We start from the raw sequence: 13,962 nt of genomic DNA on the forward strand, positions 1-13,962 counted from the left end.
CCCTGGTGGGGCGTTGATCGGGTGACAAAAAAAGAGGGCCACGGGTTTCGCCTCTGCGATTCGCCCGTGGCCCGAATGTCTCGGAGGTCTAACTCCGTGGAATTCGTGTCGGTACGGGGAACCCATGCGGCGCGGGGGCTGCTGCTGCGGCTGCCGCGGGCGGCGCTACGTGCGCTGCTGCAGCCGGATGCGCTGCCGGTGCCATCGTTCGAATAGCGACCGGACGTGCACAGACGGCAGGCAGCCAGGAGCGGTTGCGACGGGCGCGCAGAACGACGGCGTGCGCCTGATTCGGCTTGGCCGCAGGCACGGCGACGCCGGCCTGGTTCACGATGCTTCCGTTCACTGATCCGCTCCTTTCTCTTCTCGGTGGCTCCCACATGAGCGATGGGCCCCTGACGGACGCAGGAATACTCCCACCCGTGCTGACGGAGACCAGACTAAACGGTGCGCCGGAAAGCGCACAACCTATTTTTGACCTGCGGTTTTGACGAGCTCAAGAAGATCCTCTCCGTACTCGTCGAGTTTCTGCGCGCCGATCCCCGAGATCGACACCAGCGCAGCGGTATCGGTGGGGCGTTGTTCGGCGATCGCGGTGAGCGTCTTGTCGGAGAACACGACGAAGGCGGGCACCTTCTTCTCGTGCGCACGATCGCGACGCCACTCCTTGAGAGCGACCAGGAGGTCCTCATCGAGGTCGGACGGGCATCCGGCACAGCGGCCGAGCAGGGTCGCCGTCGAATCCATCAGCCGCGAGCCGCAGACACGGCAGGTCGGTCCCTTGCGGGGGGCACGTTCCTTGGCGATCTTCGAGGCCGGCGAATCGTCGGGGATGAGATCGGTCAGGAACCGCGACCGGCGGCGTGCGCGGCCCCCCTCGTTGCGGGCCAGCGCCCACGACAGGTGCAGATGTTCGCGCGCACGGGTCACGCCCACGTAGAACAGGCGACGTTCCTCTTCGACGTCCTCCCAGGAGCCCTTGATGGCCTGACTGATCGGCAACGAGCCGTCGGTCAGCCCCACCAGGTAGACCGCGTCCCACTCGAGTCCCTTCGCCGCGTGCAGCGACGACAGCGTGACACCCTGCACGGTCGGTGGGTGGCGTGCCTCGGACCGGGTGGTGAGTTCCGCGGACAACTGCGGCAGCGTGAGGTCGGGGTTCTCCGCGACCATGTCCTCGGTCAGCTGCACCAGCGCCTTCAGCGATTCCCAGCGGGCGCGCGCCTGGGCACCCGACGGCTCCTCGTCGGTGAGTCCGAGTTCGCCGAGAACCGCGCGCACGACGTCGATGGTCGTGACACCGGGCTTGACCTCGCGGCCGGCAACCGTGGCGATCTGACGCATCGCCTGCCGGACCTCGGTGCGGGCGAAGAAGGCCTCACCGCCGCGTACCTGGTACGGGATCCCGGCCTCGGTCAGCGCCTGCTCGTAGTTCTCCGACTGGGCGTTGACGCGGTAGAGGATCGCGACCTCGGACGGTGAGACACCCGACTTGATGAGGTGTTTGATCTCGATCGCGATCGACGTGGCCGCGGCCGGTTCGTCGGCGTACTCGGCGAACTGCGGTTCCGGGCCGGGTGGGCGCTGGCCGATGAGCCGGAGCCGGGTGCCGGCGATGCGTCCGCGGGCGGCGCCGATCACGCGGTTGGCGAGGTCGACGACCTGGGGTGTGGACCGGTAGCCCCGCTCCAGTCGGACGACCGTCGCCTCCGGGAAGCGACGGCTGAAGTCCAGCAGGTAGTTCGGCGAGGCGCCGGTGAACGTATAGATCGTCTGGTTGGCGTCACCGACCACCGTCAGATCGTCGCGCTCGCCGAGCCAGGCGTCGAGCAGGCCCTGCTGGACCGGCGTCACGTCCTGATACTCGTCGACGACGAAACACCGGTAGCGCGAACGGAATTCGTCGGCCGCACCGAGTTCGATGGTCAGGATCTGGGTCATGTAGATGAGCAGGTCGTCGAAGTCGAGGAGACGGTCGCCGTCGGGCGAGACCTTGGAGTCCTCGTAGTGCGCGTACACCGCGGCGACCTTCTGCGGGGGTGCCGGTGACTCGCGACCGAGACGACCGACCGCCTCGACGTAGTTCTCCGGCGAGATCAGGGTGGCCTTGGCCCACTCGATCTCCGAGGACAGGTCGCGCAGGGTGTCGGTCGCGGTGTCCAGGCCGGCGCGGCGTGCGGCGCGCGAGATGAGCGGGAACTTGTTGTCGAGGAGCTCCCATCGGGCATCGCCGAAGGCGCGCGGCCAGAAGTATCGCAGCTGCCGCATCGCGGCGGCGTGGAAAGTCTGGGCGGCGACGTTGCCGGTGGAGCCGCCGACGCCGAGGCTCCGCAACCGGGTCCGCATCTCCCCCGCCGCGCGGGCGGTGAACGTCACCGCGAGGACCTGACCGGGATTCACCTGACCGGTGTCGACGAGATGCGCGATACGGCGCGTGATGGTGCGCGTCTTACCCGTACCCGCACCGGCGAGCACGCACACCGGTCCGCGCGGCGCGAGGACGGCCGCAGACTGCTCGGGGTCGAGGCCCTCGACCGCACCGGCGTCGCGGGAGCGGGCATCGGGGTTCGCGGAAGAGGTCGGGTGGCGCACGGGGTCCACTATGTCACCACCCACCGACGCACTCCGGACCGGCGATCGGGGCCGGCGATCGGGGCCGGCGTGACGCGTCCCACGCCGGGGACGACGGCGCCGCCGGGAACAGCCCCGATGACCGTGGTGTTATGGGTGCATGAGCAACGTGATCGACGACGAGGCCGGCGCCCGCACCTCCGACACCGGCGAACTGACCATGTACACCACCTCGTGGTGCGGCTATTGCGCCCGCCTCAAGACCGGACTGAAGGCCAGCGGGATCCCCTGGCAGGAGATCGACATCGAGCTGAACCCGGATGCCGCCGAGTTCGTCGGCAGCGTCAACGGCGGCAATCACGTCGTCCCGACCGTGCTCTATGCCGACGGCACGACCGCGACCAACCCCTCGATCGCCGACGTCAAGAAGAAGCTCGGCGTCTGATCTCGTGACCCGATCACCCGGGCCCGGCTCTCGCCGGACCCGGGTTTTCTGTCTGTCGGGCTACCGGCCCGGCGCTTGCGTTCCCTGGGCCCAGGACTCGATCAGCGTGCGTGCGATCGAGATCGAGCCGGGCAACTGCAGCCGGGGCGCTTCGCCGCCCGGACCGGAATCGGCGCGCGTCCATCCATCCCGCGACAACGCCTCGCGCACCTCGTCACGGTGGAACCACTGGGCGTCGCCGATCTCGCCGTCGAGGAAGGCCAGTTCGTCGGCCGGGTCGCCGATCGCGGCGAAGCCCAGCATCAGCGACCGCGGGAACGGCCACGGCTGGCTGCCCAGGTAGCGCGGTTCACGCACCACGATGCCGACCTCTTCGTGCACCTCCCGCAGGACGCACTGTTCGAGCGACTCCCCCGGCTCGACGAAGCCGGCGAGGGTCGAGTACCAGCCGTCGGGCCAGACGGCCTGGCGCCCCAGCAGAATCCGGTCGGCGCCGTCGTGCACCACGGTGATGATCGCGGGATCGGTGCGCGGGAACTCGTCCCGGCCGGATTGGACCCTACGACGTACCCAACCGCCCCGCGCCGGCTGGGTGGCCGAGCCGTCGACCGGTGAATGACGCGCCGTCTCATGCCAATTCAGGATTCCCAGCGCGGTGACGAGCAGGCCCGCCTCGTCCGGCGTCAGATGGATCGCGCCGCGGCGCGCGTCGTCGGTGGGTCCGTCGATGTGGTCGACCCGGCGCGTCCACCGGTCGATGCCGTCGACCACACCGAGAATCACCGCGTCGGCCGGCGGCGCATCGGCAACGGTGGCCGCCGGAACCCAGTGCAGTGCACCGGAATCCCCGACCGGATACCGGCCGTTGGAGTCGATCAGCAGCACCTTCGCCGAAGACCATCCCGCCAGCATCCGCTCGGTGTCGTCGCGGATCCCGTCGGCTCGGTGGAAGGTCGCGCGCGACAGCAGCGGCTGCTGGACAAGTTCGAACTGCACGTCGGTGTGTCCCTTTTCCGTGGTCGGTGCTGGATGGTCGGCGAGCCCTAGTCGTCGCCGGGGCTCTTGCGGACGTACAGGAGGCGGTCGCCGACCTCGATCTGCTCGACCTCGCTGTCGTCGACGCGGTGCAGCACCCCGTTGCGGACGACACCGAGCACGATGTCACGGGTGTGTGCCGGCGAGCCGCCGGTCTCCGTCGGGTCGACCTCGCGTTCGGCGATGGCGTAACCCGCGTCGGGCGTGAGGAGGTCTTCGATCACCTCGACCACCGACGGGGTCATCGTCGCGATGCCGAGCAGGCGTCCCGCCGTCTCCGAGGACACCACCACGGAGTTCGCGCCCGACTGCCGCATCAGATGCGTGTTCTCCGACTCCCGGATCGACGCCACGATCTTGGCCCGCGGGTTGATCTCGCGTGCGGTGAGCGTGGCGAGGACGGCGGTGTCGTCCCGGTTGGTGGCCACGACGATGCTCGCGGCATGTGCGACACCGGCGAGGCGGAGCACGTCGGACTTGGTGGCGTCGCCACGGACGGTGACCAGCCCGTTGGAGGCCGCGGACTCCAGGACGGTGGGGTCGGCGTCGACGACCACGATCTCCGAGGGCTTGATGCCGTCGCCGCGCATGGCGTCGACCGCGGTGCGGCCCTTGGTGCCGTAACCGATGACGACGGTGTGATTGCGCACGGTATTCCTCCAACGCTGGATCTTGAGCGCCTGTCGGGACCGTTCGGTGAGCACCTCGAGAGTGGTGCCGATCAACACGATCAGGAACAGCACACGCAGCGGCGTGATGATGATGAGGTTGATGAATCGAGCGAAGGGGCTGATCGGCGTGATGTCGCCGTATCCGGTCGTGGACAGCGTGACCGCCGAGTAGTAGAGCGCATCCAGGTAGGACAGTTCGTTGTCCTGGGCGTCGCGATAACCTTCGCGGTCGAGCCAGACGACCACCGAGGTGAACAGCAGCGCCAGCGTTGCCCACAGCACCCGCCGGCCGATGGCGCGGCTGGGGCTCTGCTGCAGTTCGGGGATGCGGACGACACCGACCAGCGCGTGGTCGGGCCGGTTGGCCAGCTCGGATGATCCGAAGCGGCCGCGGAAGCGGCTACGCACGGCCACGTTTGCGCTCCTGGAGTTCGCTCACACGCTGAAATGTAACCCACGGAGGGGCGCGATAGCTCATTTGGCGAGCTTGGCGGCGATGGTTGCCTCGTCGGGCAGGTCGTCGGCCTCCAGGGTGTGTCCGTCACGCACGTAGTGGAACGCCGCGTGCACCTTCTCCACCGGGACACCGGCGAGCTGCGCCCAGGCGATCCGATACGCGGCCAGCTGGATGAACAGCGACTCCCGTCTCGCCGGTTCGGGTACGACGCCGGTCTTCCAGTCCACGACCGTCCACGAGCCGTCCTTCTCGGCGAAGACCGCGTCGATCCGGCCGCGCACGACGATGCCGCCGATCACCGTCTCGAACGGCACCTCCACGTCGGTGGGGCTGCGATTGGCCCAGCGCGAGGCGAGGAATGCGTCACGAAGGGCGTCGAGGTCGGCGTCGGGACTCGCTGTTGCGTCGGCGGCACCGGGCAGTTCGTCGATGTCGAGCAGCCGGGTGGCGCCGAACCAGCGTTCCACCCAGGCGTGGAATGCGGTGCCGCGCCGTGCCATCGGGTTGGGCCGGAAGGGAGTCGGACGCCGGAGCCGACGGGCGAACTCGGCCTCGTCGGCGTCCAGTTCGACGAGCTGACTGACCGAGAGGTGCGTCGGCAACGTCACCTCGACGAGCGCCTGGTTGGCCTGATGATGTTCGGCCAGAAGTGCCGCCACCTCGGCCTCCCAGGCCGCGACCTCGTCCTCCGGATCCGGTGGCATCGGCAGGGTCTCCGGATCGGCCGAGGTGGCGGGGGTCTCGAACAGCGCGGGCGCCTCGCGGTCCGCGATGGCCGCCAGGACGAGGTCGGCGGCCGCCTGCACCGCATCGCGGCGCCCGGCGAGCGGGTCGCGCGGCCAGGGCTGCGCGACAACGCGTTCGGCGAGCGGGTTGGTCGCGTCCTCTGCGGGCGGCGGCGTGCGGACCGCGATGGACAGACCGGTGGAGTCGACGGCCGGGTCGGTGACCGCCTCGTCGACGGCAACCATCAGCTCGTCGAAGAAATCCGAACCGCCGCGCGGCTTGTCACCGGTCTCCGACCAGTGGTGGGCCGAGATCAGCAGATCGTGCCGGGCACGGGTGAGGGCGACGTAGAGCAGGCGCCGGTCTTCCTCGAGGCGTCGTTCGCCGATCGCCGCCTTGTGATCGGACAGGGCGTCCTCGAGCTGTTTGCGGTCGCCGACCGTGTCGATCTTCAGCAGCGGAAAGCCCTCGGGCGCACCGTCGGCCGACTCGGCGGGGATCGCGAGGTCACCGCGCAGGTCGGCGGGGAGTTCGCGCGCGCTGCCGAGCCAGGTGGTGTCGGCCTTGGCACTGGGGAAGATGCCCCTCGCCAGGTGGGGGACGGCCACGACATCCCACTCCAGACCCTTGGCCGCGTGCACGGTGAGGATCTGCACGCGCTGTTCGGCAACCTCGATCCGGCCCGGTTCGAGGCCTTTCTCGATGGACTCGGCGGCGTCGAGGAACGCCAGCAGCCCAGGCAGATTGGCGCCGGGACGGTCGGCGTAGTGACTCACGTAGTCGGCGAACGCGTCGAGATGTTCGCGGCCGGTGATCGCACCGCGCATGCGCCGTGCGCGGATCTGTGCTTCCACGCCGACGCCGATGGTGTTCTCCACGTCGGCGACGAGTTCGGGCAGTGGCTGTCCGATGCGGCGCCGAAGTGATTCCAGTTGGGCGCCGAACGCCCGGATGCGGGCGTATCCCTCGGGGCTGTAGTCGCCGGGGTCACCGGGATCGATCACGGCGTCGGCGATCCCGGCCCGGTCGACGATCTCGGTGGGCAGCACCGCGTCGAGCGCGGCGTCGAGCTCTTCCCGGCTGGTGACGACCCCACCCGCTTCGGCGTAACTCTCGGCGGCCAGGGTCGTGGCCCGGCGCCAGAGTGCCGCAAGGTCTTTGGCCCCCAACCGCCAGCGGGCACCGGTGAGGAGCCGCATCACCGCGGTGCCGGCCATCGGGTCGGCCATCACGCGCAGGGTCGCGACGATGTCCTGGATCTCCGGGACGTGCAGCAGTCCGCCGATGCCGACGACCTCGGTGGGGATGCCGCGGCTCTCCAGCTCGGCGGCCAGCGGTGCGGAATCCTCGTTGCGCCGCACCAGGATCGCCGTGGTCGGCGGTGCCTCGCCGGCGGTCTCGGCCGCCCGGTAGCGCGTCTCGATCTCGTCGGCGATCCAGTTCCGTTCGTCGATGACCGTCTCGGTGAGAGCGAGGGTCGCGGTGCCGCGCGGGGCGTCGGGCCGGGGCCGCAGGATGGAGACCGGGATGCCGCGGCGGCGGAGTTCCTCGGAGATCTGGTTGGCCAGGCGAAGGCCCTGGGCGGCATTGCGCCAGCTGGTGAGGAGTTCGCGGCGCTCGGCGGGCGTGCCGTCGGGGCGCGGGAAGTCCCGGGCGAACCGCGGCAGATTCGCCGCGGAGGCGCCGCGCCACCCGTAGATCGACTGGATCGGATCGCCGACCGCGGTGACGGCGACGGCATCGCGCGACGGATCGTGGCCGCCGAACAGGGTCGAGAGCAGCACGCGCTGCGAGTGCCCGGTGTCCTGGTACTCGTCGAGGAGGACCGCCCGGAACGCCGTGCGCTCAGCGGCCACGACCTCCGGATTGGACACGACGAGCCGTGCGGCGAGCGACATCTGGCTGCCGAAGTCCAGTGCGGACTGAACCCGCATCGTCTCGCCGAGGGCGATGACCATCGGGATCAGTTCGCGCCGTTCGTCGATCACCTCCTGGACCTTCAGCAGCGCCTGCGTCGGCTTGTCGCGTTGCTTCGGCCCCTTCGGCAGGGTGTCGATGAGCTCGTACAGCTTCGAGCCCGCCTCGGCGAGATCGTCGATGTCGACGAGATGTTCGGACATCTCGCCGTACAGCTTGAGGACGGATTCGGTGACGGAGGCCGGAACCTTCTTGGTGTTCAGTTCCCCCGGCCACGACGACACGAGCGAGAACGCGAGCTGCCAGAGTTCGGTCTCGGTGAGCAGCGTCGACGACGGTTCGACGGGCAGGAGCAGGCCGTAGTCGGCGATCAGCCGGCCGGCGTACGCGTGATAGGTGCTGACCTCCGGGTCCGCACCGCGCAGGCGCGCGGCCAGCGAGCCGTCCGGGTCCCAGGTCCGCAATGCCGGTGCACCCGACAGCATCGACAGCCGGCGGCGGATGCGCGCACCGAGTTCACTGGCGGCCTTGCGGGTGAATGTGAGTCCCAGGATCTCGTCGGGCGCCACCACCTGGTTGGCGACGAGCCACACCACGCGCGACGCCATCGTCTCGGTCTTGCCCGCACCGGCACCGGCGACGACGAGCATCGGTTCGACCGGCGCCTCGATCACCGCGACCTGTTCCGGGGTCGGGTCCGGGAGGCCGAGCGCCGCAGCCAGCGACTTCGCGCCGATCATCGCCCGGCCGGTCGCGAGTCCACCGGTCTGGGTTCCGCTAGTCATCGGTCACCGCCTTTCCGGGGATCTTCGCGGGGCAGCTGGTCGAGAGGTTGCAGTGCACGCAGCCCGGGTTGGGCGTCGCGGTGAAGGTCGGGCCGATGCTGGCCCGAGCGGCCCGGCGCACGACGCCGATCCACTCGTCGAGCAGCTCCGGCGTCAGCGGTGACTGAACGCGTTCGGCCGCACCGGAATTACGGTTCGCGGTGGACACGTACACCAGACGCGCCCCGCCGGGTGCGACATCGCCGAACTGCGGCACTCCCCCGTGGGCCAGCGCGACCTGGTAGGCGGCCATCTGGGCGTGTTCGTCGGCGTCGGCCTTGGTGATCGGGGTCTTCGACGTCTTGACGTCGACCACCACCGGGCGGCCGGCCGAATCGGTCTCGAGGCGGTCGACCCGGCCGCGCAGCCGCACGTCGGGGGCGTCCTCCTCGCCGGGTTCGCCGGTGGGACCACCGGGAATGGTCGCGTCGACGGGCAATTCGACGCCCACCTCGTCGAGGTCGGCCCGCGAGATCCGCAGCCAGTCGCGGAAATGGCCGAGCATGTTCTCGGCACGCTCGAGTTCCCGCGCCGAATACCAGCCCGCACCCGTGTCGACCCGGTCCCAGATCCCGCGTAGCGCCGCGGTCACCTCGGCCGGATCCAGCTGTCCCGCGACGGCCTGCACCAGCGTGTGCACCAGGCTGCCGGTGAGCGCCGGTGTCCCGTCGCCGTCTCGGCCGCCGTTGCGTTCCAGCACCCAGCGCAACGAACAGCGGTTCAGCGCTTCGACATTCGACGGCGACAGCACGACTGGTCCGTTGTCCGGTGTCCACAGCGGCGCGTCGGTGCTGGGTGCGGCGAGCCCGAACCAGTCGCGCGGATGGGCACCCGGGATGTCGGAGTCGGCGAGCACGGCGAGCAGGCGGGCGGCCGCGCGCGTCCGCTCATCCGGTTCGGGTTCGTGCGCACCGGCCATCACCACCGACCGCAGCGTGGCGACCAGCGACGGCAGCGACAGCACGCGGTCGACGCCCGGGTCGAGCTGGAGTTCGGCCTGCGGCGCCTCCTCGTCGGGATCGTCCACGAGGTCGGCCAGTTCGGTGAGAAAGCGAGACGGCGAGGCGTCGCCGCTGCCGTCCTCCACGGCCGTCACCAGCAGCCTGCTGCGCGCACGCGTGCACGCGACCAGGAACAGCCGCCGCTCGTCGGCCAGGGCCGTGGCGCCACGGGCGACGGTGTCGACCGCGCCGGCGTCCATACCGTCGAGGATGTCGACCAGCGCGCCGGTGGAGAGCACGCCGCCCCGGCTGCGCAGCGACGGCCACAGACCGTCCTGGACACCGGCCACCGCGACGACCTCCCACTCCCGGCCCACCGCGGCGTGCGTGGACAGTACGGTCACCGATTCGGTTGCCGCTGTGGCGGTTCGGCTGTCGCGCGGGATCTGCAGCTGAGAGAGGTAGTGGACGAACCCGGCCGGTCCGGCGGCGGGCAGCGTGTCGGCGAAGTTGGCGGCCGCCTCGAACATCGCCATCACCGCGTCGAGGTCGCGGTCGGCCTGCTCCCCGGCCGGACCGCCGCGGACCGCCGACGCCGCCCAGCGCCGCTCCAGACCGGTGGCCTGCCATGCGGCCCACAGCGTCTCCTCGACGCCACGGCCGGCATCGTGGGCCCGCTGTCCGGCCGCCACGACGTCGAGCACTCGTGCCAGTGGGGCGGCCTCGGTCTCGGTGAGGGCGCGCCGGTACCGTGCGCCGAGTTCGGGGTCGAGGAGGGCGCGGGTGAGCGAGGTCAGCGACTCCGGTTGTGCCGTCGGGTCGCTCTTCTCGTCGAGGCGTCGGATGCCGCGCCGCAGACGCCGCATCGCGCCGGGGTCGGCGGCACCGACCGGACCCGACAGCAGTGCCAGGGTGTCCTCGGTGGTGAACAGCTCGAACTCCGGGATCGCCTCACCACGTGCCGTCGGGTCCTCGCGCCGGGCGGCCACCACCCGCAGCACCAGCATCAGCGCGATCACCGCGCGCTGCCGGTGCAGCGGCAGATCGCTCGCCGGTGTCGTGACCGGGACACCGGCCGACCGGAACGCGCGTCGGAGCGGCGGCAACGCCAGCGACACCGACCGCACGATCACCGCCATCTGCGACCACGGGACGCCGTCGAACAGATGCGCCCGCCGGAGCAGATCGGCGATCGCGGTGGCCTCCTTGGCCGTCGAACCGTAGACGCGTACCGCGGCGACGTCGCGCGGCACGTCGGCATCACCCTCGGCCCGAACCGGCTCCGGGTACGCGTGGGGGCGCGCACCGGGAAGCCGCGCGGCGATCGCACGCCCCAGGCGAGCGAGGTCGGGGTGGGAGCGGAAGTCGTGTTCGAGGACGATGTCACGGTCGGAGCCCGGGTCGGCGAGCTCGTCGGCGAAACGCGGACTGGCTCCGCGGAAACCGAAGACCGACTGATCGGTGTCGGCCGCGATGATCGTCGAGGTGGTGCCGGTGCCGACCAGCCGGATCAGCTGTGCTGCCTGGGGATCCAGATGCTGCGCATCGTCGACGAGAAGGTGGCGGATGCGGCGGCGTTCACCGCTCAGCAGTTCCGGGTCGGTGGCGAAGGCCGACAACGCCGAACCGATCAGCTCGGCCGCGTCGACGGCTGGCGCCGATGCACCGGGGGTCTCGAGTCCGACTGCGCCGCGCAGCAGCATGTTCTGCTCGTACTGGGCGTAGGCGCGGGCCGCGGCGGTCCACTCGGGGCGTTTGTGTTCACGGCCAAGCGCCGCGAGTTCCTCCGGTCCGACGCCGCGTTCGGCGGCCCGCATCATCAGGTCACGCAGGGCCTGCGCGAAACCGTCCGTTCCCAGGGCCGGCCGTAGATGCGCGGGCCAGTACTCCGCCCCGTCCTCGATGTCGCCGGCGAGCAGCTCACGCAGCACGACGTCCTGCTCCGAGCCGGTGATGAGCCGCGGGGGCGGGTTGCCGTGCGCGCTCGCCTGCAGGCGCAGGATCGCGAAGGCATAGGAGTGCACGGTGCGGACGAGGGGTTCGCGGAGCGCACCGCCCAGCACGCGCCGCCCGGCCGCGTTGGCCGAGAGCACGCGCCGGGTGATCTCCTCACGCAGCGCAACCGCCGCACGACGACTCGACGCCAGGACGAGCACCGATTCCGGATCTGTCGCGGGGTCGAGCAGGCGCGCGACGGCGGCGTCGACGATCAGTGCCGTCTTGCCGCTGCCGGGTCCGCCGTGGACCCGGATCGGCCGCCAGGCCTGCTGTTCCGCGCTGCCCGGATTGCTCGCGCCTGGGTCGATGACCTGCGCGATCACCGCCGGCCACGTCCGGGGACGGTCCGCCGCCTCGGGAGCCGCGACGAGTCGTGCGCGCAGGGCGCTGCGTGGCGCCGTGGTGCCCGGTTTCCGACTCATGGGCTCCATCGAATCATGTGCCACCGACGCCCCCGTCGGCCCCGAGGTGTCACGCGGGTGGGTCGGGCTCCGGCCCCGCGCATACGGCAGGATGGACGGGTGACAGCTCTCAACACGTATGTCTTCGGCGGCGGCTCGGCGGAGAGCACCGCGACGGTTCTCGCGATCCACGGGCTCACCGGTCACGGTCGCCGGTGGGAGCCCCTGGCCCGGCACCTGGGTGGCGTCCGCATCGTCGCACCCGATCTCATCGGCCACGGTCGCTCACCGTGGCGTCCGCCGTGGAGCATCGAGCACCACGTACGTGCACTGTCGGCGGTCCTCGACGAACACGTCCCCGACGGTCGTCCGATCGTCGTCGCGGGTCACTCGTTCGGCGGTGCGCTCGCCCTGCACCTGGCGAATCGCCGACCCGATGCGGTCAAGGGGCTCGTCCTCCTCGATCCCGCGCAGGGCCTCGACCCCGAGTTCGCGCTCCAGGTCGCCACCGACAGTCTGGACAACTGGGACTACGCGAACGTCGACGCCGCGCGCACTGCCAAGAAGTCCGAGGGCTGGGCGGATGTTCCCGACGACATCATGGAGGCCGAGCTCACCGAGCACCTGATCCCCCGCCCGCACGGCCGGGTGGGCTGGCGGGTCAGCGCCCCGGCGGCCGCCGCGTCGTGGAGTGAAATGGCCAGGCCCGCAGTACTTCCGCCGCCGGGCGTGCCGACGCACATCGTCGTCGCCGACCAGGTGCAGCCGCCGTTCGTCCGACCCGCGTTCCTGGAGGCCTGCGCGAGCGAACGCGGTGGCGACGTCACGGTGCACCACGCCGACTGCGCGCACATGGTGCCGTTCCTCGAACCGGAACTGACCGCGACCCTGATCCGCTCACTGCTCTGAGGGCCTGCGCCGATGGCTGCGATCACCGAGGAGCAGGTGGAGACCGTCCGCGCGCTGGTCGCGGCCATCCCGGTCGGGCAGGTGAGCACCTACGGCGACCTCGCCGGCGCGGCCGGACTGTCCAGCGCGCGGATCGTCGGCTGGATCATGCGCACCGACACCGCCGACCTGCCGTGGCACCGGGTCGTTCCCGCGAGCGGTCGTCCCGCACCGCATCTCGCCACACGTCAGCTGGAACGACTTGCCACGGAGGGCGTTCCGATCGACGACGGACGGATCCGGTTGCGCGAGTGCCGGTGGGAGATCCCCTGACCCGTCAGGCCGGGGTGCGCCGATACGGGCTGATCGCCGCACGCATGCGCGTGACGATGAGGTCGACGATCCGCGGGTCGGGGCCGAGAGGTGCGGCCACCGCGTCGGCGCCGTAGGTCTCCAGACGCTGGTGGAAGAGTCCCGGCGCGAGCAGGTAGCTCGCGATCACCACGCGGCGACCCGTGCGGCGCGCACATGCGACCGCCTCCGGCACCGACGGCTGCGCAGTGGCGATGAATCCGACCTCCACTCGCCCACCGATCAGCGATTCCAGTTGCCGCGCAGCCAGATACACCTGCCCGCAGGCACTGGAGTCCGACGATCCGGCAGCCGCGAGGACCACCGCGTCGCCCGGCTCCCAACCGGCCTCGGCCAGCCGCAGGCGGGCCACCGCCGCGATCGACGGGTCCGGGCCGAGCGCGCGGGTCACCACGGTGTCGGACCGGCCCGCCAGCGCGACGTGTTCGGGGATGTCCTTGCGGACGTGGTAACCCGACGCCAGAAAGGCCGGCACCAGCACGGCCGGACGGTCGAGGTCGGCGATCACCTCACTGGGCGTGGGTCCGAGTACGTCGACGAACGCGGTGCGGGTCACACCGATCCGCGCGCTGACGGCCTCGGCGATCTCGGCGATGACGTTGACGCCGTGCGGATTACGGGTGCCATGGGCGACCAGCACCGGACTGACGTCGCGCAGGCGGTCGCCGTGCGGGAGCCGTACGTGGTTGTCTCGCATGTGTTCTCCCCAGGATGTG

At 70.6% G+C, this 13,962-nt stretch carries 9 protein-coding genes; 3 read left to right on the plus strand and 6 right to left on the minus strand.

The window, feature by feature from the left end; all coding sequences use genetic code 11:
* Positions 1-468: 468 nt before the first annotated feature.
* Positions 469-2,601, minus strand: coding sequence for an ATP-dependent helicase (locus IHQ52_RS20880; RefSeq protein WP_006437383.1), 2,133 nt, complete (start codon positions 2,599-2,601; stop codon positions 469-471).
* A gap of 130 nt (positions 2,602-2,731) precedes the next feature.
* Here IHQ52_RS20880 and IHQ52_RS20885 point away from each other — a divergent pair, with 130 nt between their 5' ends.
* Positions 2,732-3,016: a mycoredoxin gene (locus IHQ52_RS20885; protein ID WP_006437384.1), complete on the plus strand. Its 285-nt coding sequence runs from the start codon at positions 2,732-2,734 to the stop codon at positions 3,014-3,016.
* 60 nt (positions 3,017-3,076) lie between these two features.
* On the opposite strand, the gene nudC is transcribed toward IHQ52_RS20885, so the two are convergent.
* From nudC to IHQ52_RS20905, 4 genes are read right to left on the minus strand one after another with little or no spacing between them, the layout of a single operon-like run.
* A complete protein-coding gene (nudC, locus tag IHQ52_RS20890; protein ID WP_006437385.1) occupies positions 3,077-4,012 on the minus strand; it encodes an NAD(+) diphosphatase in 936 nt (311 codons plus the stop codon).
* A 47-nt stretch (positions 4,013-4,059) separates the two neighbouring features.
* On the minus strand, positions 4,060-5,136 hold the full coding sequence (locus tag IHQ52_RS20895; RefSeq protein WP_006437386.1) for a potassium channel family protein: 1,077 nt from the start codon (positions 5,134-5,136) through the stop codon (positions 4,060-4,062).
* Positions 5,137-5,196: 60 nt separating this feature from the next.
* Positions 5,197-8,607: an ATP-dependent helicase gene (locus IHQ52_RS20900; protein ID WP_006437387.1), complete on the minus strand. Its 3,411-nt coding sequence runs from the start codon at positions 8,605-8,607 to the stop codon at positions 5,197-5,199.
* On the minus strand, positions 8,600-12,007 hold the full coding sequence (locus IHQ52_RS20905; protein WP_040004881.1) for an ATP-dependent helicase: 3,408 nt from the start codon (positions 12,005-12,007) through the stop codon (positions 8,600-8,602). The genes IHQ52_RS20900 and IHQ52_RS20905 overlap by 8 nt, the downstream gene beginning before the upstream one ends.
* A gap of 99 nt (positions 12,008-12,106) precedes the next feature.
* On the opposite strand from IHQ52_RS20905, the gene IHQ52_RS20910 reads away from it, so the two are divergent.
* Positions 12,107-12,895 carry an alpha/beta fold hydrolase gene (locus IHQ52_RS20910; RefSeq protein WP_006437389.1) on the plus strand — a complete coding sequence of 263 codons (789 nt, stop codon included), beginning with the start codon at positions 12,107-12,109 and terminating at the stop codon, positions 12,893-12,895.
* Positions 12,896-12,907: 12 nt separating this feature from the next.
* Positions 12,908-13,207 (plus strand): MGMT family protein, encoded by a 300-nt coding sequence (locus tag IHQ52_RS20915; protein ID WP_006437390.1) that lies wholly within the window; start codon positions 12,908-12,910, stop codon positions 13,205-13,207.
* A 4-nt stretch (positions 13,208-13,211) separates the two neighbouring features.
* Here IHQ52_RS20915 and IHQ52_RS20920 read toward each other — a convergent pair whose 3' ends face one another.
* Positions 13,212-13,943 (minus strand): sirohydrochlorin chelatase, encoded by a 732-nt coding sequence (locus tag IHQ52_RS20920; protein ID WP_006437391.1) that lies wholly within the window; start codon positions 13,941-13,943, stop codon positions 13,212-13,214.
* Positions 13,944-13,962: the final 19 nt, after the last annotated feature.

The sequence above is a fragment of the Gordonia amicalis genome (genome assembly GCF_022059885.1).
GTDB lineage: Bacteria > Actinomycetota > Actinomycetes > Mycobacteriales > Mycobacteriaceae > Gordonia > Gordonia amicalis.